20 protein-coding genes are annotated in these 24946 nt (G+C 44.0%); 6 read left to right on the top strand and 14 right to left on the bottom strand.

Translation table 11 applies throughout. The annotated features are described in order from the left end of the window. Nucleotides 1–42: 42 nt before the first annotated feature. From MKX41_RS22955 to MKX41_RS22970, 4 genes are all read right to left on the bottom strand, one after another. Nucleotides 43–438, bottom strand: coding sequence for a Fur family transcriptional regulator (locus MKX41_RS22955; RefSeq protein ID WP_042131422.1), 396 nt, complete (start codon nt 436–438; stop codon nt 43–45). Nucleotides 439–529: 91 nt separating this feature from the next. Then, nucleotides 530–1627: a Ger(x)C family spore germination protein gene (locus MKX41_RS22960; protein ID WP_340973275.1), complete on the bottom strand. Its 1098-nt coding sequence runs from the start codon at nt 1625–1627 to the stop codon at nt 530–532. Continuing rightward, nucleotides 1624–2724, bottom strand: coding sequence for a GerAB/ArcD/ProY family transporter (locus MKX41_RS22965; RefSeq protein ID WP_076285621.1), 1101 nt, complete (start codon nt 2722–2724; stop codon nt 1624–1626). The genes MKX41_RS22960 and MKX41_RS22965 overlap by 4 nt, the downstream gene beginning before the upstream one ends. After that, a complete protein-coding gene (locus MKX41_RS22970; RefSeq protein WP_340973276.1) occupies nt 2724–4082 on the bottom strand; it encodes a spore germination protein in 1359 nt (452 codons plus the stop codon). Before MKX41_RS22970 ends, MKX41_RS22965 begins: the two co-directional genes overlap by 1 nt. 157 nt (nt 4083–4239) lie before the next feature. On the opposite strand from MKX41_RS22970, the gene MKX41_RS22975 reads away from it, so the two are divergent. From MKX41_RS22975 to MKX41_RS22985, 3 genes are all read left to right on the top strand, one after another. Further along, nucleotides 4240–5787 (top strand): FAD-dependent oxidoreductase, encoded by a 1548-nt coding sequence (locus MKX41_RS22975; protein ID WP_340973277.1) that lies wholly within the window; start codon nt 4240–4242, stop codon nt 5785–5787. 173 nt (nt 5788–5960) lie between these two features. Further along, nucleotides 5961–6680 carry a 3-ketoacyl-ACP reductase gene (locus tag MKX41_RS22980; protein ID WP_042131427.1) on the top strand — a complete coding sequence of 240 codons (720 nt, stop codon included), beginning with the start codon at nt 5961–5963 and terminating at the stop codon, nt 6678–6680. A gap of 792 nt (nt 6681–7472) precedes the next feature. Further along, nucleotides 7473–7790: an antibiotic biosynthesis monooxygenase gene (locus MKX41_RS22985; RefSeq protein WP_340973279.1), complete on the top strand. Its 318-nt coding sequence runs from the start codon at nt 7473–7475 to the stop codon at nt 7788–7790. 117 nt (nt 7791–7907) lie between these two features. Here the strand turns inward: MKX41_RS22985 and MKX41_RS22990 are convergent, their stop codons facing one another. The 7 genes from MKX41_RS22990 to cidR all read right to left on the bottom strand — a co-directional run bounded on the left by MKX41_RS22990 (nt 7908) and on the right by cidR (nt 17666). After that, the gene (locus tag MKX41_RS22990) at nt 7908–10136 is read right to left on the bottom strand and encodes an MMPL family transporter (protein WP_340973281.1); all 2229 of its coding nucleotides are present in this window, start codon (nt 10134–10136) and stop codon (nt 7908–7910) included. A gap of 211 nt (nt 10137–10347) precedes the next feature. Continuing rightward, entirely contained in the window at nt 10348–12237 is a 1890-nt protein-coding gene (locus MKX41_RS22995; protein WP_042192571.1) for an ABC transporter ATP-binding protein, read from the bottom strand. Then, nucleotides 12234–13994 (bottom strand): ABC transporter ATP-binding protein, encoded by a 1761-nt coding sequence (locus tag MKX41_RS23000; protein WP_340973283.1) that lies wholly within the window; start codon nt 13992–13994, stop codon nt 12234–12236. The genes MKX41_RS22995 and MKX41_RS23000 overlap by 4 nt, the downstream gene beginning before the upstream one ends. Next, on the bottom strand, nt 13987–14433 hold the full coding sequence (locus MKX41_RS23005) for a MarR family winged helix-turn-helix transcriptional regulator (RefSeq protein WP_076298122.1): 447 nt from the start codon (nt 14431–14433) through the stop codon (nt 13987–13989). The genes MKX41_RS23000 and MKX41_RS23005 overlap by 8 nt, the downstream gene beginning before the upstream one ends. 355 nt (nt 14434–14788) lie before the next feature. After that, a complete protein-coding gene (locus MKX41_RS23010; RefSeq protein WP_340973284.1) occupies nt 14789–16189 on the bottom strand; it encodes a DNA-binding protein in 1401 nt (466 codons plus the stop codon). Nucleotides 16190–16384: 195 nt separating this feature from the next. After that, a complete protein-coding gene (locus tag MKX41_RS23015) occupies nt 16385–16624 on the bottom strand; it encodes an aspartyl-phosphate phosphatase Spo0E family protein (RefSeq protein ID WP_042192581.1) in 240 nt (79 codons plus the stop codon). Nucleotides 16625–16772: 148 nt separating this feature from the next. Continuing rightward, complete coding sequence (gene cidR / locus MKX41_RS23020) at nt 16773–17666, bottom strand: cidABC operon transcriptional activator CidR (RefSeq protein ID WP_339243845.1); 894 nt, start codon at nt 17664–17666, stop codon at nt 16773–16775. 112 nt (nt 17667–17778) lie between these two features. Here cidR and MKX41_RS23025 point away from each other — a divergent pair, with 112 nt between their 5' ends. Further along, a complete protein-coding gene (locus tag MKX41_RS23025; RefSeq protein WP_042192585.1) occupies nt 17779–18153 on the top strand; it encodes a CidA/LrgA family protein in 375 nt (124 codons plus the stop codon). Continuing rightward, nucleotides 18147–18830 carry a CidB/LrgB family autolysis modulator gene (locus tag MKX41_RS23030; RefSeq protein ID WP_042192587.1) on the top strand — a complete coding sequence of 228 codons (684 nt, stop codon included), beginning with the start codon at nt 18147–18149 and terminating at the stop codon, nt 18828–18830. The genes MKX41_RS23025 and MKX41_RS23030 overlap by 7 nt, the downstream gene beginning before the upstream one ends. Before the next feature lie 76 nt (nt 18831–18906). Here the strand turns inward: MKX41_RS23030 and MKX41_RS23035 are convergent, their stop codons facing one another. Both MKX41_RS23035 and MKX41_RS23040 read right to left on the bottom strand, forming a co-directional pair. Then, on the bottom strand, nt 18907–19875 hold the full coding sequence (locus MKX41_RS23035) for a Gfo/Idh/MocA family protein (RefSeq protein ID WP_340973286.1): 969 nt from the start codon (nt 19873–19875) through the stop codon (nt 18907–18909). A gap of 53 nt (nt 19876–19928) precedes the next feature. Beyond that, nucleotides 19929–22235 carry a helicase C-terminal domain-containing protein gene (locus tag MKX41_RS23040; RefSeq protein ID WP_340973287.1) on the bottom strand — a complete coding sequence of 769 codons (2307 nt, stop codon included), beginning with the start codon at nt 22233–22235 and terminating at the stop codon, nt 19929–19931. Nucleotides 22236–22518: 283 nt separating this feature from the next. Here MKX41_RS23040 and MKX41_RS23045 point away from each other — a divergent pair, with 283 nt between their 5' ends. Then, nucleotides 22519–24378: an LTA synthase family protein gene (locus MKX41_RS23045; protein ID WP_340973289.1), complete on the top strand. Its 1860-nt coding sequence runs from the start codon at nt 22519–22521 to the stop codon at nt 24376–24378. Between the two features lie 88 nt (nt 24379–24466). Here MKX41_RS23045 and MKX41_RS23050 read toward each other — a convergent pair whose 3' ends face one another. Then, on the bottom strand, nt 24467–24898 hold the full coding sequence (locus MKX41_RS23050) for a MarR family winged helix-turn-helix transcriptional regulator (protein ID WP_339267683.1): 432 nt from the start codon (nt 24896–24898) through the stop codon (nt 24467–24469). Nucleotides 24899–24946 lie beyond the last annotated feature (48 nt).

The raw sequence follows: 24946 nt of genomic DNA on the forward strand, positions 1-24946 counted from the left end.
TTTCTTATTATTACCGTAGCAAAAGGCTCCGGTTCTTTCATCCTAGTTCACGTTCTTGTTCTTGCAGTTCGGGCAGACGCCTCCGAATACCACATGAGCATGACCAATGGTATAACCTGTATCCTTGGCCACTGTGTTCATCCAGTCTCGTGGAACTTGGTTCATTACCTCATCAACCGCACCGCAAACCTCGCAAATGATATGCTGGTGATCATCCATGCGGGCATCATATCTGCTGGCAGCCTCACCAAGCTTAAGCTCACGAATCATTTGTTTATCTGAAAGATAACGAAGAGAGTTATATACAGTACCGTATGCTAAGCTATGACCTTGTTCTACTAGCCGGTTCATTACTTCCGCAGCAGTGGGATGGTCATGTGAATTAAGGACGATATCGTAAACGGCTTGACGTTGGGAAGTCAAATTTAGACTTTTCATTGCTATCATCCTCTAACTTATTTTTAGATCAAGTATAAATCGTGAATGTAAGAACGTCAATCCCACTTTTATCCACTCATTACTTTCTCAGTTACTTAATCAATCCTGAATATTTGATGTTAACATCAGCTTTGACCTGAAAATCGAGCCCAGCATAGAGCTCCTTCCACACTTCCATTTCGGTATCATTATTAAAATGTCTAGCTCCATAGTGCAGCCCCCACCCAAAAGGATCCAAACCGCTCGTATGAATTTTTTTCAGTAATGCTAAGATATCATCTTCCAATTCTTTCTCGCCGGCCGTCTGAATTTTTTTCAACAAGCTATGTGTCACCAAATCCTGGCTGCTACTCTCTTCGAGGATCCCTTTAATCTTAATATAGTATCGAATAGTTGCTTTTCCGCTCTCCGTATTTAATATCTTGTAGTCCGAGGATGATCTCTCTGTGTAATACTGATACATGACCCCCTCGATATAGGCTGGCAAATTGGTCCGTAAGTTGGAGCGCGACAGCAGATTGTATAGCCGGGTTTCGTTCGGTGTAAGCACCATCTTGATTTTCTCGCTATCCAGTAGAGCAATTTTATCAATTAAGAACTCACTCTTCCCTTTGGCCTCGATAATCGGCAAAATCGGATCAATACCCTTCTCATAAATATTTCTCATCAACTGAAAGGAATACACACTAGCAATAAAAGGAGACTCCGTTCCCTGACCACTCATCGCCAGAATAAGAGAATTCGATGGAATTCGCTCCGATTCGGGTCGTACCTGCAGCACTTGAAGTGCCTCCGGACGCCCGACTGCAAAATTTACAATAAGCTGGACATCTCTGCGCCGCACGGCCCAATCCATAACATGCTGAATATCTTTGCGTGCGATCCCTTCTCCCAAAATAATCGATTTACAATGGGAATAATCAAGCTCCTTCTCCACTTTTGACTTCATTCTGCGGAGCGCTTCCGAAATACTAGGGGACTCTTCGGTTAATATCTGCATCTTCTCATCAATCTTGGTAACTTCCCCCTGTGGGATGGCCAGTTTCAAGCTGATCTTGAAAGTCCCTTCTTCTTCACCAGGGTCAACACCGATCGCCAGTACGAATATCCGTAAATCAATTTCTTTGAAGTCACAGCCGGCAAGGAGTAGCAGTAACACAATTCCTATTGCACTAAGTGCTTTTCTCACAACCTCTGCCTCCTTACTTTGCGATAACAATAAAACAGCAGAGCGATTAAGAACATCTCACCAAACCAGCGGATCTGTAGAAACCAAATGCCCAACACGTTGAGCTGATATTGATCCATCCATATTAAGGAGAGGACCACTCCGCTAAACAAGCACAGGATGAGCCACTCTTTCCACTGCTCTGCCTTCTGGGATTTTTTTTTCGTAGATGAAATAGCACCTTTGAATAACCCTAACCCTACATGCCAATGAACAATTACACTCACCAGAGATAAAGTCATGTAGGCAAAATAAAAAATAAATAGCATCCGTTCAATAATAAAGGATTCTATCCGGATACTGTCTGCCGTCGAGAACCACGTATATACATGTCTCTCAATCGCAACAGTACCGAAATAACCGATAGGGACCAAAAAGGTTATGAGCAGTACGAGAAGTCCTTCCACCCCTAAAATCCAGACATGCTTTAGCTTTAACCCATGAAATACCCGATTAAAGATGGCTAGATTAATATAACCACTAAAAGAAAAGGTAGCTGCCGAAAGACTCATCAGATCCGGCTTATGCCAGATGTATGTAGTGATCTGCAGAACAGAATCCCAATTGAAATCCGGATTGGTCAGCGCCTTTACAATGCCATAGACAATTAACGGTAATGTAACGAAAAGAATGATTTCAAGACCATACAAAAGTGATAGTGAATCAAAGCGACAGCAGATACAGACCAATATCAGAAAACCGATCACGACAGTATATGGGCTTGAATTCGGACTGACATATCTCAGCGTAATATCTACAAAAGAAAGCAAGGTAACCCCCCCAGCCACACACCATAAACCCGCAAAAAAGACAAGTAAGGGTTTGACTAGCAGCTTAGGAAGAAGAGGGTTAAATATTTCCGGAAACCCCTTTCCAGGAAATTTAGCAATCAATACAGTAAATATATAGACAAACAAAGTGCCAAGGACCGTTGCAATTAGTATGGAGAACAAAGCACCGTCAAAGCGTCTGTCTATTAGTTCCCTAGGAACAAAATTAATGATGTTGATCAAGCTGTTCATCAGAAAAAGACAGTAGAAATAACGGCTTTTGGCCATCAATGTTCCCCGCCCTTCTTCTTACCAAGGTTATCAAGAAAAAACAATCTGAAATAAGGTTGTCCAAAGCTACGCTGATTGCATAAATACATCGCGAATCCTACAACACAGACCACTACACCAACCATTCCTAGAACAGCGGCAGCTATAAGAAAAATGTACTTCAGCACGCGTATCGACAAGCTCATCATATTCAGAGGAATCAGAAAATTGGATATCGCAACGGCAGAGACCAATATAATCATAATATTACCTACAAGCCCTGCCGCCGTAGCTGCCTGACCTAAGATTAGACCTCCGACCGTCGTGGCCGTAGGACCAATCGCTTTGGGCAGCCGTAAACTCGCCTCGGTCAGAAATTCCATCATCATAAGCATTAAGAGCACTTCCACAAAAGATGGATAAGGCACGGTCGCGCGACTACCCGAAATGAGTAGTGCAACCTGCACACGAATAATCTCTGGGTTATAAGAGGTAAGTGTTACATAGATCGCAGGCAGCCATAACGTCATGCACACACCGATAATTCGGAGTAGCTTTAAGAAACGGCCCACAATAGGAAATTGGATCTTATCATCCATGGATGTAAAAAAATCGTTAAATATGGAGGGCAACACTATCGCATATCCCGTTGTATCCAGGAGTATCGCTACTTTTCCTTCAGACAAATTAAACACAACTCTATCAGGTCTTTCAGTAATAATAGACTTAGGGAGAATTCTCAATTTATCACTGCTTATAAACTTCTCAAGTTCTCCCGTAGCCTGTAAAATATCAACCTTTAGGGTATTCATCTTCTCCCTTAATTCCGCTAATACATTATGATCAACACGACTGATGTCGTATAGGATGGCCACTTTTGTTTTGGAGACATCGCCGATGATCATGGTTTCCATTTTGAGATTAGTGGATTGATAGCGACGGCGAATCATGTTCAGATTAACCGCAATATCCTCCGTTAGTGCATCTGAAGGTCCCTGTGAAATGCTTTCTGCAGACGTTTCACTAACACCGCTGCTCTCTGTACTCATCGCGTCAAAAAAACAAATCACATCATTTATGCTAAGAAGAACGTAGCCACTAAGCAAAAGATCGATCGCTATTTCCTTCGTAGTCTCCTCTTCCGTGCCCGGATACGTCGTAATGTAATCAAGGTAAGCGTTAGTATCCCCCATCTCATAGAACGGCGTAATCACATGGCGACTGAGCGTCTGCGAATCTGTAACGCTTTTAATATAGATTAAGTTGATCTGCCCAAAAGGTGCAACGAGCGTTCGATCGATTAAATCGGCGAATCCGTTTAACTGATCCTTGATCCATTCCAGAGAAACATTGTGCTTATCCTGTTGAACTGACATGGATCATCCCTCCTATTTATCCTGCGCTTCCCGGATGCCACCTTATTTTGGCACTATTTCTCTGAATTCATGCACTGCACATATGAATACAGAGTTTCTTTTAACGGGACTGTGGTAATAAATGAAATGAGCATTGTACAGATGGAGGGATAATAAGATGGATCCACACCGTAAAATAACGCAAGGTCTTCCGCAATTTCCAGAATCAATATGGCGTGACACTACAGATTTACCGACCTTTCCAAAGCTGACTGAAGATATTTCTACAGATGTCGCTGTGGTGGGCGGCGGTATTACAGGGATTACAACAGCCTATCTCTTAAGCAAAGCCGGATACAAAGTCGCACTCTTGGAGGCAGGGGAAATCCTCAGCGGTACTACGGGTTTTACAAGCGCCAAGATCTCCACTCAGCACGGATTAATCTATCATCATTTGCTGAAACATTTTGGGGCGGAGAATGCCCGGCGCTATTATCAATCGAACAATGAGGCTATGAATTGGATCTTAAGTACGGCTGAAGAACTGGAAGTGTCTTGTGGCATGAAACGTGAAGCGGCCTATTTATACGCAGATGCTGAAGATCATAAAACGCTTAAACAGTTGGAAGAAGAGTATCAAGCCTATGAACAATTGGGCCTGCCCGGTGAATGGCTGGATAACGTCTCTATCCCTCTAATGGCGAGCGGTGCGATTAAACTACCAGGACAAGCTCGCTTTCACCCCCTGCAATATCTGAAGGCCTTGTTGAAGGTTATCGTGGAAAAAGGTGGCGTGATCTATGAGCATACGATGATGGCGGACAAGGTGGAGAAGAACGATACGCTTACGCTTTATACGGAAAAGAATGACTACCGCATCACCTGCCGTTACGCTGTGTCAGCTTCTCATTTCCCCTTCTACGACGGAGGTGCGTTATATTTCTCGCGACTGCATGCTGAACGTTCCTACTGTCTGGCGATCCAGCCTGAAACGGATTTTGAGGGTGGAATGTATTTAAGCGCCAGCGAACCAACCCGTTCTCTGCGTGCAGTGGAGTGGGAAGGCCAGAATCTGGTTATCGTCGGGGGTGAGAATCATAAGACGGGCCAAGGCATTTGCACGATAGGTCATTATGAGAATCTGGAGCTGTTCGCAGGCCACTTGCTGGGCATCAAATCGATCCCTTACCGCTGGTCAGCACAGGATTTAATTACGCTGGACAAGGTCCCCTACATCGGCAAGATTTCGAACAGCGAAGAGATTTATATCGCTACCGGATTTGGAAAATGGGGCATGACAAGCGGTACCTTATCCGCTCAAATTATCTCCGATCAGATTCAGCGTAAGGATAATCCATACACAGAGCTATACGATCCATCCCGCTTCAAAGCTGGCGCCAGCCTAAAAAGCTTCTTCGTTCAAAATGCCAATGTGGCAAAAGAGCTTGTAGCGGGCAAAGTAGAAATTGTCCATAAAAAGACAAGTGATTTGAAGGCAGACGAAGGGGCTGTTGTCTTCCATGACGGTAAACGTGTGGGAGCTTATAAGGATCCAGAAGGGACGCTTCATCTGGTAGACAGAACCTGTACACATATGGGCTGTGAATGCGAATGGAACGATGGCGACCGTTCTTGGGATTGCCCTTGCCACGGCTCCCGTTTCTCCTATGATGGAGAAGTCTTAGAGGGACCTGCATCCGTGCCGCTGACGAAGCTTTACGAATAAATCATTTCATTCGTGGAAACAAATGATGGATTCATGGAAAATAACATCGCTATACATGGAAGTTTTCAAATCGTTTTCCTTCGGCGATTGTGAATGCCCTATAGCATTCAGGTATAATAGGACATGAACGAAGCATTAGCTTCAAAAATGTTTAAAGGAGCGTGACGTTAGAGATGGATTTGAGAGGAAAGAGTGTTGTGATTACTGGTGCAGGCAAAGGGATCGGCAAAGCCTTAGCCATGGCACTAGCTAAGGAAGGTGCTAATTTGGGCCTGATCTCCAGAACTTCAGGCGATCTCGAAGCGTTAAAATCAGCCTTAACGGAAGTATACGACGTGAAAGTCAGCATCGCCGTAGCGGATATTGCTGTACGCGAAGAAGCGGAACGTGCGGTTGCTTACCTGCAAAACGAGCTAGGAACATTTGACGCATTAATCAACAATGCCGGAATTGCAAAATTCGGCACTTTAGTAGAAATGGACCCTGCCGATTGGGAAAGTCATATCCAAGTCAATCTTTACGGTACGTATTATGTAACTCGCGCTGCACTGCCAGCTATGATTGAGAAAAATGGTGGAAATATCATCAATATCTCTTCTACCGCTGGAGAACGCGGTTTCGCGACAGGCTCGGCTTACTGCGCATCCAAGTTCGCACTGATGGGCATGACCGAAGCTCTCGCACAAGAGGTGCGTAAGCACAACATCCGCGTCGTAGCCTTGACTCCAAGCACTGTTAACACCGGATTAGCTTCCAACGCTGGACTTAAGATCGGTGACGAAGACCGTATGATGCAGCCTGAGGATGTAGCTGAATTGGCTTTAACAGCCTTGAAGCTGCCGGATCGTGTCTTCCTAAAAACAGCTGGACTCTGGACCACTAATCCGCAATAAAAGGGAGCAGTTGGTTCTACGCCATGCTCTGATTGCACTTGTTCAGGAGAATGGGGCTGGATGTAGGAGGAAGAAGCTTGGATTGTTTTGTTGCAATTTGTGATCGATAATCCCTCAGGCTCTAACTCCTCTCGATGCTCTGATTGCACTTTGTGCAATAGAATGTCTCTGGTGGCGGCTAAAACTTGGTTTGATTGCACTTTGTGCAATCAAACTGGGGAAAAACACTACTTTAGGCGATTTAACCTTAATTCAATTGTACAGAGTGCAACAGAATACCTTTTGTAGACTAGTTCCTGGCTATTCTGTTGCACATTTTGCAATCAAACTTCACTTTAAGCTAGAGTAGGTTACTTTAACGCCAGAGTAGGTAAATAGAGATTAAGTATTTATTTAATTATAGATACTTATAGTTACGTTGTGTTGGGTGTTGGGTGTTGGGTGTTGGGTGTTGGGTGTTGGGTGTTGGGTGTTGGGTGTTGTAGTTGAGTATTGTAGTTACGCTGGGCGCTTCGGCTCTGAATACTACTTGGCGTTCGAATAGACGATAGTTGCACTTTGTACATCTATTCAGCGTAATTAGAGGATCCTTCACACTTTAATTGCACTCTGTGCAACTAAAAGCAGGCAATTTTCAACCATTCGCCAAATTCATGGAATTTAGTTGCAGAGAATACACTTATCGCCTTCGTTTTTAACGAAACAGAACTTTTAAGTGTATAAAGTGCAATTATATATTCAACCTATTGTTTATGTATGGATATCACACTACTGAACGGAGGTTTACCTAATATGCTAGTAGTAACTAATACTATTAAGGTTAAAGAAGGTCATGGTGAAGCCATCGCTCAACGTTTCGGAGGAAATAATGGTGTACAGGATATGCCAGGATTCGTCCGCATGGAGGTTTGGCAAGGAAGTGCCAAAGAAGGTGTTGAGGAATTAAAAATCTGTACCATGTGGGAGAATGAGGAGGCATTTAAAGGCTGGACATCCAGTGAATCCTTCCGTCAATCACACCGCGGTGCTGGTGGAAATGAAGCCATTCTTGGTGCTTCGATCGACAAATATAAGCTGATGGTCAGCCGAATACCCGGCACCAGCAATTAAGTGAGGTAGGCCGAATCGTACAATGAATAAAAGTTCGACTGCCACGACATTAACAACAGGGATGCCCTAAGCCAATATGGCTTTGAGACATCCCTGTTTATTTTTACAGTGTGTCGCTTATTGCTCACTACCACGAGGCAGAGCTTCCTCCACCTCTTGATGTTTCCCCGGCCAGAATGCCCATCGACCAAAAAGTGTCGTAATAGCGGGCACAAGGAACGGACGTACTACGAAGGTATCAAGTAGAATACCTAGAGCGGTGATGATACCAAATTGCACAAGCACCTGAATCGGTAAGCTAGCTAATACAGCAAAAGTACCTGCCAGAATGAGGCCCGCAGAGGTAATTACCGAGCTGGTCTCATTCACGCCTTCCGCGATGGCCTGCTTAAGCGGCATGGTCTTACGTTTTTTCCAAATATTCGAGATCATAAAGATGTTGTAATCTTCTCCAAGCGCCACTAGGAATACAAAGGAATAGAGCGGAATCGCTCCCTGAATGGCATCTGCCCCCATCACATAGTGAATGATAATCCAGCCTAAGCCAAGTGCAGAGAAGAAGGAGAGAATGACCGTTCCGACCAGATAAATAGTCGCCACTATCGAACGCAGATATATCAACAACAGCAACGTGATCAATCCAATAACAACAGGAATAATCAGATCGGTGTCACGATCTCCGATTTTTTTGGTATCATACTGCGTCGCTGTCTGACCACTTACCCACACATGATCTGAAGGATTCTCTACCCCTACATCAATCAGCGCTTGCTCTGCTGTTGCTAGAAGGGCTGGAATATGCCCCATCGCTTCAAGTGAATAAGGATTGTTCTTAAATTCGATGTCATAACCCAGAATATCCTTGTTCACAGCGCCCTGCTGCGGATCGGAAACCGTGTCCACATACGTGAGCCCTCCTAGAATGACTTTAAGATCCTCTCCACTCGCTTGCCCCTTAGTATCAATAATCAGTTTAGCGGGTGCTAGTTCTCCCGGAGAAAACTGCTTACCGATGAGGTCGAACCCTTCGCGGGACTCCATATTTTTAGGAAAAGAAGAGAGGATATCATACGTAAACTTGATTCCACTAGAGAATGAAGCCAGAATCCCCAGTCCGATGACAGTCACTCCTACGATAGCCCAAGGCCTGGAAACTACAAATCCGCCAATCCCTTTTTTATGGGAGACTTTGGGTTCTGGAGCTGGTTTTCCTTTAGCCTTAGCCCGTTCAACCTCCATTTGCGGCGTGCGCGGAATGAATGGGAAGAACGAGGTCCGTCCGAAGATCGCCAAAAGTGCAGGTACAAGCGTTAAGCTAGCAATTCCCATAATGAAAATCGACACGCTGAACGGTATTGCAAAACGATGATAAGCTCCATACTTAGCCAGCAATAACGCAAACAGCGCGAGCACGACGGTGAAGCCACTCATAGCGATGGCGCCTGAAGATTCGGTAATGGATCGAAGAAGCGCACGACTCTTACTCTCTTCTACCTTCAACAACTGCCGGAACCGTGAGATCAGGAACAAACAATAGTCCGTACCCGCACCGAACAACAGAACTGTCATGATGGATACTGCCTGTGAATCCACGGTGATCCAGCCTTCTTGCGCCATTTTTCCAAGAATCGGACTAGTTACACCATAAGCGAATCCAACTGCAATAAGTGGAATAAACGCCAAGATCGGCGAACGATAAATCACTAATAAGAACACCAGAACAAGCATAACCGTAGCAATTAACAAGGAAACGTCAGCGTTCTGAAACAGGCCTGAAGCATCTATAGAGATGCCCACTGGACCCGTAACACGTAAACTCAGGTCTTTTCCACCTACCTTAGCCGCGGAGGGGTCTCCACCCGTCTCTGTGTTTATGATCTTCTTCATTTCTGTCACAGCTTCACCGAGCTGATCACTATCTGCCGTTTTATCAAAAAGCACCGGGGTTACCAGTGTACTAAGATCCTCAGATAATGAGGCTTGCAGTGCCTGCGGCGGCAGCTTCCCTAGTGGGGGAACAAAGTTCTGATGGGGTAACGGTTGCTGCTCCAACTTGTTGTATACAGCAGTGATATGTACTAAATCGTCTTGCGAAAGCCCACCTTCTCTATGCCATACGAGCAATGCAGGTACTCCGCTTCCACTTGGAAACTCTTGTTCTGCAATTGCTGTTGCCTGTATTGATTGTGCATCATCTGGGAGATTGGGCGCATTATTAGCAACTTGAGAATTCACTGCAGGCCATAATAGGGTAAGTGCACCTACTAGCACTATCCATACGAGAAGAGTAATCCATTTCGTCTTTTTTCCTGCCACCCATTTACCGTAGCCTGACATTCCCTTCATCCTCTCCTTTACCTTCCCGCCTTAAAAATGAGCCGCGGGTCATTTTTAATTCTATCATATATATGCTTTAATTTTTAATCAAACTTTTTTTATTTTTCTGAAAAATCAAAACACCTCATCACATATAAAATACCCCTCTCTTCACATATAAAATCAGCAACATGTGAAAAGAGGGGTTTATGGTTTGCTATACTTTTTCTTTCACTTCAACTTAGCCTGCGTCCAAATCTCCTTCGGAGAACTGACTGTTGTAAAGATCAGCATAGAATCCGCCTTGTGCAAGCAGTTCCTCGTGATTTCCCTTCTCGATTACACTACCTTGATTCATAACAAGGATAAGGTCGGCATCTCGAATCGTCGAAAGACGGTGAGCAATTACGAAGCTGGTTCTGTTTTGCATCAATGCTTTCATTGCTTTTTGAATCAACAATTCTGTCCGTGTATCGACACTGCTCGTTGCTTCATCAAGAATGAGGATCGATGGATCAGCCAGAATCGCACGCGCAATCGTAATCAGCTGCTTCTGTCCTTGAGAAATATTAGAAGCCTCTTCATTTAACACCGTATCATAGCCAAGCGGAAGTGTGCGGATAAAGTGATCGGCATGAGCAGCCTTGGCAGCACGCACCACATCAGCTTCTGAGGCACCTTCACGTCCATAAGCAATGTTATCGCGGATCGTACCATTGAACAGCCAGGTATCCTGAAGCACCATACCAAATTTGCTGCGCAGGTCACTCCGTCTCATGTTGGTAATATTTACGCCATCAATGATAATTTCCCCATCATTAAGCTCGTAGAAGCGCATCAACAGGTTAATCAGAGTGGTTTTACCAGCACCAGTAGGACCGACAATGGCTATAGTCTGACCTGGACTAACCTCAATATTCATGTCCTCAATCAGAATCGCATCTTCTTTATATCCGAATTTCACATGGCGGAACTCAACGGAACCTTCCGGAGTACCTTCATCAAGCTTCGCAAGTGTAGTATTAACTTCCTTAACTTCCTCTTCTTCATCCAGAAGTTCAAATACACGTTCTGCGGAAGCAATAGTGGATTGAATAATATTCGCTATATTAGCCGTTTGTGCAATCGGCTGGGTGAACTGACGGGAGTACTGAATAAAAGCTTGAATATCCCCAACATCGATCATTTTTTTAGTAACAAAGATACCGCCGACTACACAAATCATTACATAACCCAAGTTACCGATAAACATCATGAGCGGCATAATCATACCGGACATGAATTGGGCACGCCAGCCAGAGTCGTAAAGCTTATCGTTAATTTCATCGAAATCCTTAAGGGACTGCGGTTCACGACCAAAAGCTTTAATAATCCGGTGACCTGTATACATTTCTTCTACATGACCGTTCAACTGACCGAGTGACTTCTGCTGTCCGACAAAATAAGTCTGCGAGCGCTTGGAGATAGCCATAATCACAACGAAGCTGAGTGGCAATGTAACAATTGTAATCAACGTCAGCCATGGGCTGATGGTAAGCATCATTACGATGACACCGATAATGGTGACAATAGAAGTAATCAATTGAGTTAAGCTCTGCTGCAATGTAGTACTGATGTTATCCACATCATTCGTAGCACGGCTTAGAATTTCCCCATGGGTACGGGAATCAAAATATTTCAAAGGCAAACGTTCCAGCTTGCTGTTGATCTGCTCACGCATGTCGTAGACGACCTTCTGAGCTACGCCGGCCATTACGTACTGCTGAATATAGCTAAATAGAGCACTAAGCAAATACAGTCCCGCAAGTATGATCAGGATATCATTAATGTATCCAAAATCAATGGAAGCTCCCTCAACACCCATTAATTTACCGTAAGCACCTTCGAATAGCTTAGTTGTTGCTTTACCCATAACCTTAGGACTGAAGATACTGAATACAGTACTGGCAATTGCCATTACAAGAACAATAATCAATTGAACCATACGAGGTCTTAAATACTTAATCAGACGACGAAGTGTACCCTTGAAGTCTTTAGCCTTTTCTGCAGGCATCCGCATGCCAGGGCCGCCACCAGGTCCAGGACCTTTATGGGCGCGCGGAGCAGCAGGTTTATTGTTTTGTTCGCTCATGCTATTTCCTCCTCTGACAGCTGCGAGGATACGATCTCGCGGTACACATCACTGCTCGCGAGCAGTTCACGGTGAGTGCCCATTCCGGCGATTTCACCCTCATCAATAACAATAATCCGGTCGGCATCCATAACGGTACTAACCCGTTGAGCTACGATTAGAACAGTGGATTCCGTGGTTTCATCTTTGAGTGCCGCACGAAGCTTGGCATCTGTTTTGAAATCAAGTGCAGAGAAGCTGTCGTCGAACAGATAAACTTGAGGTTTTCTCACAAGCGCACGTGCAATGGACAGCCGCTGTTTCTGACCACCAGAGACATTACTGCCGCCTTGAGCAATTTCCGAATCAAATCCATCTTTCATTGCTGACACGAAATCGTAGGCCTGAGCTACCTTGGCTGCATGAATGATTTCTTCATCGGTAGCATCCTCTTTACCGTAGCGAATGTTTTCGTTAATCGTACCTGAGAACAATACCGCTTTTTGAGGGATGTAACCAATTTTGCTCCGTAGCTCTTCCTGAGTCATCTCACGCACATCTACTCCGTTAACACGTACAGCACCTTCGTTAACATCATAGAACCTTGGAATCAAGCTAAGCAGCGTAGATTTACCTGAACCAGTACCCCCGATAATCGCAGTAACTTCACCTGGGCGAGCACTGAAGCTAATTTTCGAAAGTGCAGGTTGTTCCGCGCCAGGATAAGAAAAGGAGACATTATCGAATTCAACAAAACCACGCATATGATCACGGCCGTCTTTTTTAGTTGCTTGAGCCGTTGTGTGTAATTCACTCTCTGATGGATCTGTGAACTCCGGCCGCATATCAAGCACTTCATTGATACGCAAGGCTGAAGCTGAAGCACGAGGAATCAGCACGAACATCATCGACACCATAATCAGGGAGAACATGATTTGCATCGCATATTGAATAAATGCCATCAGTGAGCCGACTTGCAAATCGCCATCGCCAATTCGAATCCCACCAAAGTAAAGAATTGCGATCATGGAAAAGTTCATAACAATCATCATAAGAGGCATCAAACCGGCCATGATTTTATTTACTTTGATCGCCGTGTCTGTCAGATCACGGTTAGCCTCGGAGAAGCGTTTATTCTCATGATCAATCCGGTTAAATGAACGGATAACACGGATACCCGTCAAATGTTCACGTAGAACCAGATTTAATTTATCCAGCTTGACCTGTATCGCTTTAAACAGTGGTAATCCCTTCATACCGATAAAGAAAATTGCACCAACGAGTACCGGAATAACTACTACAAATATCAATGATAATTTCGCATCTTCAGATACCGCCATGATGATACCACCAATCATCATCATCGGTGCACCGATCATCATACGCAGCATCATAGTAAGTACAGTCTGTACCTGCGTAATATCATTCGTTGTACGGGTAATTAATGATGCGGTACCGAGCTTATCGAATTCATGCAGCGTGAAATTCTCTACGTGGTTAAACACACGAGCACGGGTAAGTTTACCGAACCCTGCTGCCACTTTTGCTGATAAATAGCTGGCAATGACTGAACATAAGGCCCCGCCCCCTGCTACTAAAAGCATGAAGCTACCTATTTTCCAAATATAAGTACGGTCTCCCTGAACAATACCTTTGTCGACAATGTCGGACATCAGCGTAGGGAGGTATAAGTCGCCCATGGACTGCAAGAACACAAGAATTAATACAGCACCAATAGCTACTCGAAATGGCTTCAGTTGTTTAAATAATTTAATCAAGCTTCTCATCTCCGTTCATTTGTAGCCTATCCCAATTAGGTGGTGGATTATCCTCAACGAATGCATGTACTTTCAGCAACAGTTCTGTGAGCTGCTTAGTCTCTTTTTCACCTAAGTAACGTACGAGCTCATCCAGCATTGCGTCTCTGTATTGCTCTGCTCTTCGTGTGAGTTTTTTTCCACTCTCCGTCAATTTCACGCGTACGACTCTTCGGTCCGAAGGATCTGCGTGTCTTTCCACCATCTGTTTCGCCTCAAGACTATTAATCAACTGCGTAATAGTTGGAGGTGTGAATCCGAGTAGTCGGCTGATTTCAGATATCTTTAGACCCTCATCATCAGAATGATTCCATTTTTCAATGCATATCATTAAAGTCATCTCACTCGGCTTATGGCCTTCAACACCCTTTTGCCATTGGCCTTTATGCAGCCGTTTCATCGCCGCAAAAAGCTCGTGTGCGACTGAATTTTCAGTATTTTCTGTATTTCCTCCGTTTATCCCAATTTCTTTCACCTCTAATTTAGTTAGGTCAGCTAATTATTAAACACTGTATTATTTAGGCTACCTAATTATATTTTCGGTGCAACGCTTTGTCAAATTTTGAATACGGTATCAATTATTACGAAAAAGAAAACTCCCCAGCACAATGGCAAGGGAGTCCAATTTCGTATATGTATTACTCTGTATTATAAGAATACTGAATAGATCGTTTCAATCCTACCAATTAGCTCCGTGCTCTAAAGTCGTGATACCTCCATGGCTTCCAGAGCCTACAGGTCCGATAATGATGAAGCTAAACAATGCTAACACACTTACCATCATCAATAGTGATTTTTTCATGCTGTCTCACCTCCCTTATCAAATTTCTATATTTGGTCTGCTGATCAGTAGTAGCATAATCCCTATTAGTCTCAAATAAGGTTACGCAATTAATGAAATCTTTACCATTGTTCTGCTTAATGGCTAACTCCAAACATTGAATAATATAATCTACGCCTGTACTGTACTGTTTACGGGTTATAAGATACATCGCAACTTGATAGTTTAGACGATACACACGATCCACATTATTGGGCTCCTGAAACTCCTCAAATCGCAGCATCTCACGCGAGAAACGTGAAAGCACACTGTCGGCTGAGAAGCCATGGCGGTTCGCTGCATCCATAATAGTAATAAGCCCTACCAAAATTTCACCAGGATGATCAGCCAAAAAAGCTGTATATTCAGGTAGAACAGCTACATTACCCGCTAACATCTCCAACGTAAAGCTATTGGCCGTTGCAAATAACCGGAAATGCTCTAAAGCTTCACGACCTTCATCATCCATCATTTCAAACCAGCTTAGATCAGCGTAGCCTGCAGTATATTTTTTCGCTGCTTCATACTTGCCTTGCTTGGTCAGAGCAGTCGCTTTAAGCAAATATCCATGACCATAATAGACGATGAGCGGACGCTCCGTCCGAAGATCTTCCGCTCTTCTACCTACACTCTTTCGAAGTTGGTCACGATACACCGCGTTTGCCAAGGTTCTTAGTTCATCAGCAAAGCTTTCCATCTCTGCCCATCTACGTAGACTGTAGCATAGTTGTGATAGCATTAGCAGACCATCCAATTGCATATCCTCAGGAAGACGGCCTCTAAATGGTCCAAAAGTGATTACCGCACGTAATTTCTCATCTGTATCAACTATCGATTGCATCGATCTAAATATACGAAAATGACTGATCGCCAATCTCTCAGAGTAGCTATCGGACTCATTCTCAGTCACGGTTTTATAAAAATATATTGATTCATCTACTTTACCTTTATTAAACAATTTATCAGCTACCGAATAAACGATATCTAGCGATTTCGGATATTCCAACAATCTGTTTAAGGTATCATCAATGCATTGCTGCTTACCCAGTTCAGCGCAACGTATTAAAAAAGGCTCCACCCTGCGGCGTGAGACCTTCTCCTCATTGAAGCATTCATCAACGTACAGTGGATACAACCAACCATCCGGAAAACCAAAGGCCTTAATAATTGCATCTATTTGTCCCAGGGACATAGGCTTCGGTGGATTCCCATGCAGGATTGCGCTGAGACTTCCACGATTCAGGCCACAAATTTTTGCGAATGAGGCGAGATTATGGCCGGAGCGGGACAGATTTTTCTCAATTTCTGAGCGTATAGTTGTTAACTTTCCCTCCACTCGGCACCCCCAAAGTTTGACTTGAAAAGATCCTATTAATTGACATTATAGGTGAAAGTTATGGATTGTACAACTTATAGATTGTACGACAAAAAGAGGAGCGTATTTCTCTCCTCTTTATCGGTTGGATCTTTGTAATAGTGTAATTCTATGGATGTATCGAGTTTAATTTATTGTAATAGCGGCTTTTGAGCTTCAGCAGTAAGCTGTTGCACTTGCCTTGCGACTGCGCAAGTTCTCCATCATCTTATGTTGTGCCAGCAAAATATAACCGTCCAATCGCTCGCTTAGCTCTAGGACAGCATGGTCACTAAGACTCCGTTGCTCCGCGACTTCCAGCAATTCGCATCTAAGGCTCTCTATAGTCACAAACAGCTCATCTTCTCTGTAGTCTCTTCTATAAGCTTTCTCGGAAGAACCTTGATATAGTGTCACAACTCTCTCCTTCTCTCTATCAACATCTCTTCCTATCATAATCCATGATACCAAAAAACATATTTTCAAAAAAAAAGAAAAATTTGCAGAACATCCACAAAAATAAAACAGATATTTATTCGGATGTTCTATAGGCTCGTGGGGAAGCTCATTTGGGTACTGTTCTCAATAGTCCCTTTGCAAAAGAAATCCATTCACGTGCTGCAAAAGATAAATAACGGTCTCTACGCCATGCCATAGCGATCTGCCAAGGAATTACCGGATCTGTCAAAGGAATGACTACCAATCGCGAGCGATCCATGTCACGGCAAATGGTTTCCGGCAATAATGCGATCCCCATTCCCGCAGCTACCATCTTGCTGATTAAGTCCCATTGTGAACTCTCATATATAACCTTCGGCTGAAATCCAGCTTTTACACATTCCGTAATAATCCGATCGTGCAGCGTGAAATCCTCTCGAAATAGCACGAACTCCTCTTCTGCCAGCTCACTTAGCGGAACAAGCTCTGCCTCGGCCAGCCGATGTCCCATAGGCAAAATAAGATTCAGCTTCTCTTCAACAAAGGTAAAACAATGAAGTTTGGCCGTATCTACAGGCAACACGACCATTCCAATGTCCAGCAGTCCCGTTTCTACATCTTCCTCCACTTTTTTGGCTCCATCCTCATGGAGACGAATCGTAACCTGCGGATAACGTTTATGAAATTGACCAATCACCGATGGAAAAAAGCTCGCTCCTACCATTGGAGGCAGGCCGATGCGGATGTGACCCTGCTCCAGATTCCGTAAGTTATCCAATTCGGAAGACAAGCTGGCGAAAGACTCCACGATATTTTGCGCTTTGGTGAACAAAATTTCCCCTGCGTCTGTAAGCCTTACACTCTTCCCTTCACGGTAGAACAAGTCCGCCTCCAGTTCGACCTCCATATTCCGAATCATTTTACTGATCGTGGGCTGTGTTATATATAATGATTCAGCAGCTCTGGTAAAGCTTTTCATTCGTGCCGCTTGAACGAAATATTCTAATTGTCGGATATCCATTTATGTTCCCCCTAATCCATAGACAAAAGGAATGTCATTTATTCGATCTATTCATTTTACCTATGAAAACAATTGATGTAAACTTTCATTATCATGAAAGGAGCGAAGCCTTATGAAAAAGATTGTTATAGGCTTGCTGCAGGTAGCGGGACTTATGTTATTCTCTTTACTTATCAATGCTGTGACCCCATTATTGCATATCCCTATTCCCGGAAGCATACTCGGAATGATTATATTGTTTCTCCTGCTTGAGTTCGGTGTCATTCGTCTGAATTGGGTAGAGGTTGGTGCTTCTTGGCTACTCGCCGAGCTCCTACTGTTCTTCATTCCATCTGCTATAGGTGTAATGAAATACGCTAATATTCTGGAAACGGATGGATTACGCATTCTTGCCGTTGTTGTCTTAGGCACATTTGTTGTGATGGCTAGTTCCGGATTACTTACCAGTAGAATTTATAAAGCGAAGGAGCGGAAAGAATCATGTTAAACGCTCTGCTGTTCTTTGGCCTCACGGTCGCGGTGTATTTACTCGCGAAACGTATCTATGCTTCTACCGGTAAAGTCTACACCTCTCCATTAATCATCACACCAGTGATTATGATCATTTTTCTGCTTATAACAGGCATTACTTATGACTCATACAATGCGGGAGGAAAATGGCTGACGGATTTGCTGCAACCAGCAACCATGGCCTTTGCCATCCCTTTGCATAAGAACTTCAAGGTACTCAAAAAGCACGCCGCCGAAATTGCGGCAGGCGTGCTATCAGGGACGATAGTTGCGGTGATCTCTTCCATTCTGCTCGCCAAATGGCTGCATGTTAGCGGCGATCTGGCAGCTAGTCTGGTCCCGCGTTCGGTAACTACACCGATCGCTATGAGCATCTCGCAAAGTATCGGCGGTGTACCGAGTATTACGGCAGTCTTCGTCATTATTACCGGGATACTTGGTACAATGATGGGCCCTACTGTACTTCGCATCTTCCGCATTGAGAATGAAATTGCGCGCGGTGTATCTCTGGGAACCGCTGCACATGGTACAGGAACATCCAAAGCCTTCGAGCTTAGTTCACTGACCGGAACCATCTCCAGTATTGCGATGATTCTGTCCGCGCTGTTATCTATAGGTGTGGCGCCAGCTTTGCTCGCGATATTCCTCCACTAGGCTAACCCAGCTTGGGCCAAGGGCATGTCTCTTTAGTACATCTAAAGTAGCATGTCCTTTTTCTATGAATTGAACCTTAGAACTTAACAGGCAATCCGCTTTGCGCTGAATCATAGGCCGCACAGGTGACTTTTAGGGTATTGTATCCATCCTCATAATCGCATAAAATGCGCGAGCGATCCCCCGTCCGTACAGCATGTATGAAGGCTTCACTTTCTACTAAATATGGGTTTCCTGTATTCGCAAATTCGGTGCTATTGCCGCTTCTCACTTCCAAGAGACGATCCGGGTTCCAGTCCAAAAGTCCCCGATCATTATAGAAGCTAAGACCTACACTTCCCACCTCATCAGGTAAAACGCATGTATTTGAAATATTAGCAACAATTCCATTTTCAAGTTTCAGGGATACGGTGCCTACATCTGCAACGCTCACACCTTCATGCTGTTCATGCATAATCCGGTTTCCGAACATACCGTAGACTTCCTTTACTTCTCCCGCTAGATAGCGCACTAAATCGACGATATGTGTAGTCTGCTCTGTGAATTGTCCTCCGGATTGCTTCTGATCACGCCACCAAGCTACGCCTGGCATGCCGCCCATCCATTGCCCCATAATCATACCGACCTTGTCACCACGCAAAGTTTCTTTCAGACGTTTAATGTTCTCCTGATAGCGGAAATGATATCCTACCGAGGTTAACAAATTATGTTCTTTGATATCCTGAAGTAGGCTTGCAGGAATTTCAGTAGTCATACTAAGCGGTTTTTCTATAAAAAAGGGAATATCCCTCTTGATTAATGATCGTTCGATCGCACCATGAGATTGTGGAGGCACACAAATATAAACAGCATCGAGCTTCTCAGCATCCAGCATTTCCGTAATATCACCATATCCAGCAGCATCGTATGGACGTGCCATATCTTCGCCTTTAGCCTTACTGCTTCCGCAGACCGCCTGCAAACGGACATCATCCATCTCTGCCAGTAAATCAGCATGTACCTTAGAGAACCAACCCGTACCCACAATACCCACTTTTAATGTCATTCTTTTTCCTCCTGCCGATTGATTATGAATACCTTTTCATAGATTATACCCTCTTATGAGCGGATAAGATAATCTCTCCATTCTTCGGGAAGCAAATGCATATAAGGACTCTGCAAAAAGCGATCATCCGCAAGTACAATAATGCCTGTATCTGTCTCACTTCGAATCAGTCTGCCTCCAGCTTGCAATACCTTGCACATTCCTGGGTAGACATAAGCATAATCAAAGCCATTTTTACCTCTGGCATTAAAATACTGACGCAGTAGATTACGCTCAAGACCAAGCTGTGGTAGGCCAACTCCAACAACCATTACCCCGTTGAGACGGTCTCCTGGCAGATCTACACCTTCCGAAAAGATCCCTCCGAGTACAGCAAATCCTAACAGCGTCTCGTCATTATCTGGACTAAATGCTGCTAAAAAACTTTCTCTAGCCTGCTCACTCATGCCTGTATCCTGTATCAAAGTCCGTACTTCGGGGTAATTCTCCGTAAAGGCCTGATATACGTTTTGTAAATAGAGATATGAAGGAAAAAACACCAGATAATTGCCCTTCTTTGAAACCATTTGATTCAATGCCTGAGTTAACGGGATGAGGGAAGCTTCCCGGTCATGATAACGTGTGGAGACAGGCAGCACGGTCACTTCCCATTGCTCCTTCTGAAAAGGAGATGAGACCGTTAAACTGTAATCTTCCTCCACCGCACCAATCATATCCCGATAGTACGATAATGGAGAAAGCGTAGCAGAGAACAGAATCTGGCTTCGAAAGCTCTTAGACATTTGTCGGAGTAAATGCGATGGATCCAAATTAAATAACTTCAAGTACACATCGCCGCGCCGAACCTCAGCATAGGTTATGTAGCGTTCATCATAGGTCTTAAAGGTGCGAAGCATCCCTTGAACTGCAAAATAGGTATCCAGAAGAACATTCTCTCCTTCTCCATTCTGAGGAACAATGCTGGCGCTCGGGTGAATAAGTTCCTGTTCCGCCTCCAAAGAAAATATCTCAAGCAAGGCTGGCAGCTCCTCCGGGAACGAAGCCCACTGCCCTTGCCCCTCTTCATTACAAATTTTGCGAAGGGAGATGAAAAAAGCATTCACCGATTTAGCTGCAGTACTCAAATTACGGTTTACTTCCTTGTACTGACGCTGGATTTCTAGAAAGGGGGCCTTCAGCAAAGAGGCAGAGAACATCTCTCGTCCCCGGTCTACCAGATTATGTGCTTCATCTACCAGAAGCACCGTTTCTCTCTTTCTCTCCTCTGTTAGCCGTTTCAGGCTGATCCGAGGATCATATATATAATTGTAATCGCAGATCACCGCATCACAGGCATAGGCTGCATCCAGCGAGAACTCAAACGGGCACACTTTATGTTTGTGAGCATACAGTGCTAGGGTGTCTCTGCTCACCAGCGTTTCATGCTCTAACAGATCCATTACCGCATCATTAATCCGATCATAATAGCCTTCCGCATAGGGACAGAAATCCTTACCGCAAATCCCTTCATCATGAAAACAGGTCTTCTCTTTAGCAGTAAGTGTGATGACATGCAGCTGGAGTCCCTGCGTCAGCAGTAACGAGATTGCTTCCTGTGCGGCAAAACGGGTAACCGTCTTAGCCGTTAAATAGAACAATCCTTTAGCTTGTCCTTCGCCCATTGCTTTAAGGACCGGGAACAGCGTTGACATTGTTTTCCCAATACCTGTGGGCGCCTGAGCGAACAGACTGACCTTTTCTACGATGGATTTGTACACCGCTCCGGCAAAATGCCGTTGTCCCTTTCGATAAGAAGGAAACGGGAATTGTAACTCTCGAAGGCTCTGCTCTTTCTTAGCATCATGACGAACCATCATCTCAGCGTACGGAGCATATCTGGCTACGGTATCATTAGCAAATGAGATCAGTTCATCTAAAGACAACGTTCGGTACAAGCTTTTTTGCTCATCAGTAGCCCGGTGGACATAGGTAAGCTTTACTTGAATAGAAGAAAGCTCCTGCTCCAGCGATACCATATATGCGTACATCAGCGCCTGAGCCCAATGAACCTCATGTCCCTCTTCCAGCATATCCAGCAGTCCGGAGGTTGATTTGATTTCTTCGACGATTAGGCTCCCATCCTCCGAAACAAGCAGTCCATCACAGCGCCCATCTACTATATAAAGTAAGCTACCATAAGGGATCTCTGTTTTCAGATAGACCTCCTTGCGGTCGCCTTCCTTATATTGCTTTTGGATTTTCTGATGAATTCGTGTTCCTTCAACCATAGAGGAAGTACCATGAAATCCAGGCTCAATACTACCGCTGCGAAAAACATACTCGACGAGAGTTCTAACGGATAGGGTTACAGTATGATCCAACTATTCTCGCCTCCCTTAATTAGCCATATATCCTTTTTGTTCCCAATGTCTATTTCGGTCCTTTAATCGCTGTATAACCCCATGGGATAGCATAAACATTATCTTTCACCTATGCGTCTTTAACTTTACGCACTCCACAAAGCTTATACTTACGCTTTCGGTTTTTGACTTTCTTCTGCTAGCCCTGCATAATAAATTTTATTACTATGGAGTCATTTTGTCTTGGTGCTGTTTCGTCCTGTTTGAGAAATGGCGTTTTATCATGTAGAAAGAGGGGGAAGCTGTGTCATCCTTTAATATTAAACGTTGGATCATTAAACCTTTTGTGTTTTTCACAATACTTTTTATCCTAAAAGCATTTCTGGCTTGGGGCGTCATTTTTGATGATGTGCTGCCTTGGAAATCATTACTGACAGAAATCCCTTTTGCCTGGGCGCTCTTCTGTATTATTGAGCGGTTCGCCTCCAAACGAAAGCTTGGATATTACATGACAGTCAATTTATTAGTAACAGCCATCTTTTTCGCAGCCATTATGTATTTTAAATATTATGGTGTCATTGTAACTTACCATGCCGCGGAACAGGTGAATCAAGTCACAGCCGTCAGCAACAGCGTATTCTCACTGATGGATCCTTACTACCTGTTAATCTTTACAGATATAATTGTCCTAGGAGGCTATTTCTTCTTTAATAAGAAAGGCCGTGTCTATAAAAAAGAGAATATCAACCGTCGTAACGGAAAAATAAAATATAGTGTTCTATTCGCAGTCTCACTTGGTTTATGCTTGTTCAACATTTTGCCTAATAAGGCTAGTATGAACGAAATTAAGAAAGCTCAGGAGATGGGTATTCTTAACTACGAAGCCTATACGATCTTTGCAAAAGAAGAACCAGAGCTTGTGCAATCAAGTGACATTACACAAGATGCCATCAACCAAGTGAAGGGGATTAATACTGCAGTTAGTTCTCCACTTCATGGCACGGCTAAAGGCAAAAATCTTATTATCATTCAATTGGAATCCTTCCAGAACTTCTTGCTGGGTCTTGAGCTAGACGGGCAAGAGATTACACCGAATCTGAACAAGGTAATGAAGGATAGTCTTTACTTCCCTAATTTCTATCAAATGGTAGGTCAAGGGAATACGTCGGATGCAGAATTTGTAGTGAACACATCCGCCTACATCCCTCCACGTGGTGCGGCAACGATGTCCTATGTGGATAAGGTGCTACCAAGTCTGCCACGCTTGCTTAAAGACAATGGGTATCAAACCGCAACCTTCCACACTAATGTCGTAGAGTTCTGGAACCGTGGTGAGCTGTATGACTCACTGGGCTTCGATCATTATTATGATCGCTCATTCTTTGGTGAAGATGATGTTTTCTTCTTCGGCGCTTCTGATGATACGCTCTATAGTAAAACTGCTGACAAACTGAAAGAAATGAGCAACGAGGGTCAACCCTTCTACGCTCAGATCATTTCGATGTCAGCGCATCATCCATTCACAATTCCTGAGGAAAAATACCGCATGAAGCTACCAGAGCGTTACGAAGGTACTTTTGTGGGTGACTATATCCGTTCCCAGAACTATGCGGATGATGCCTTCGGACATTTCGTAGAAGAGCTTAAAGCGAATGGCGTATGGGATAACAGCGTGATCATGATTTATGGAGACCATATGGGACTGCCTATTTATTCTCTCGATCATGATGATAAGCAATTAATGACTGAAATTTATGGTCATGAATATTCCTATGCGGATATGTTAAACATTCCTCTGCTCATTCATTCAGGAGACAGCACAGCATCACAGACCTTAGAGCAAGTCGGTGGCGAAGTGGATATTATGCCAACTGCTGCTGGTCTTCTTGGAATTTCATTAGAGAATAACCTAGTTTTCGGTCAAGATCTACTCAGTCAGACTTATAATTTGCTGCCAGAAAGATATTATTTACCTTCTGGATCTTTCATTTCCAGCTCAGGACTGCTTATTCCGGGTAACAGCTTTGAAGATAATACCCAATACCCTATTTATAATGGAAAAGCACCGGCTGCTACTGAGGATGAATACAACCGAGCATTGAGACTTCTACAGCTTTCCCATAGCTATATTACGCAGCTGCCAGACAAACCAATTGAACCTTAGAACTTATCATTATTATATTTCAAAGAAGGCCACCTTCTCTCCGGAGAAGGTGGCCTTCTTTCTGTATCTATAAGCTAAAGCTAGAGATTTACCGTTCCTGATCCTCGATCATACGGTAGTACTCCGCAAACTTTTGCAGCTCATCCGGCTTCAGTATAGATAAATGCTCAGCAAGCAGCTGTTTTGAACGGAAATGTCCTTCTTCAAGTATTTGCTGACCTTGCTCGGTGATGGTCACCACAACCGCTCTCCGGTCCGATCCATCCGTCTCACGCTTAATAAAACCCAGCGCTTCCAGGCGATCGAGCATCACGGTAATGGCACTGGATTTGACCTCCATAGACTCCGCCAGCTGTACCACCCGCGACTTTTTCTCTTTCGCTACTATATTTAACAGACCCATCTGAGGTACGGTAAGTCCGAGTTCTTTATGCAAAGTCCTTTGAGACATGATCTTACGCTGTACTCTCCACATGGATAATCCAAGACGCTCTATTAACGGATCTAATTGATGCGGCATCCTTGTTTCAACTCCCAATCCGTTTTTTAATAACACAAGCGTACCACT

Origin of the sequence: Paenibacillus sp. FSL R5-0475, assembly GCF_038004585.1 — a bacterium.
Classification (GTDB): domain Bacteria; phylum Bacillota; class Bacilli; order Paenibacillales; family Paenibacillaceae; genus Paenibacillus_AQ.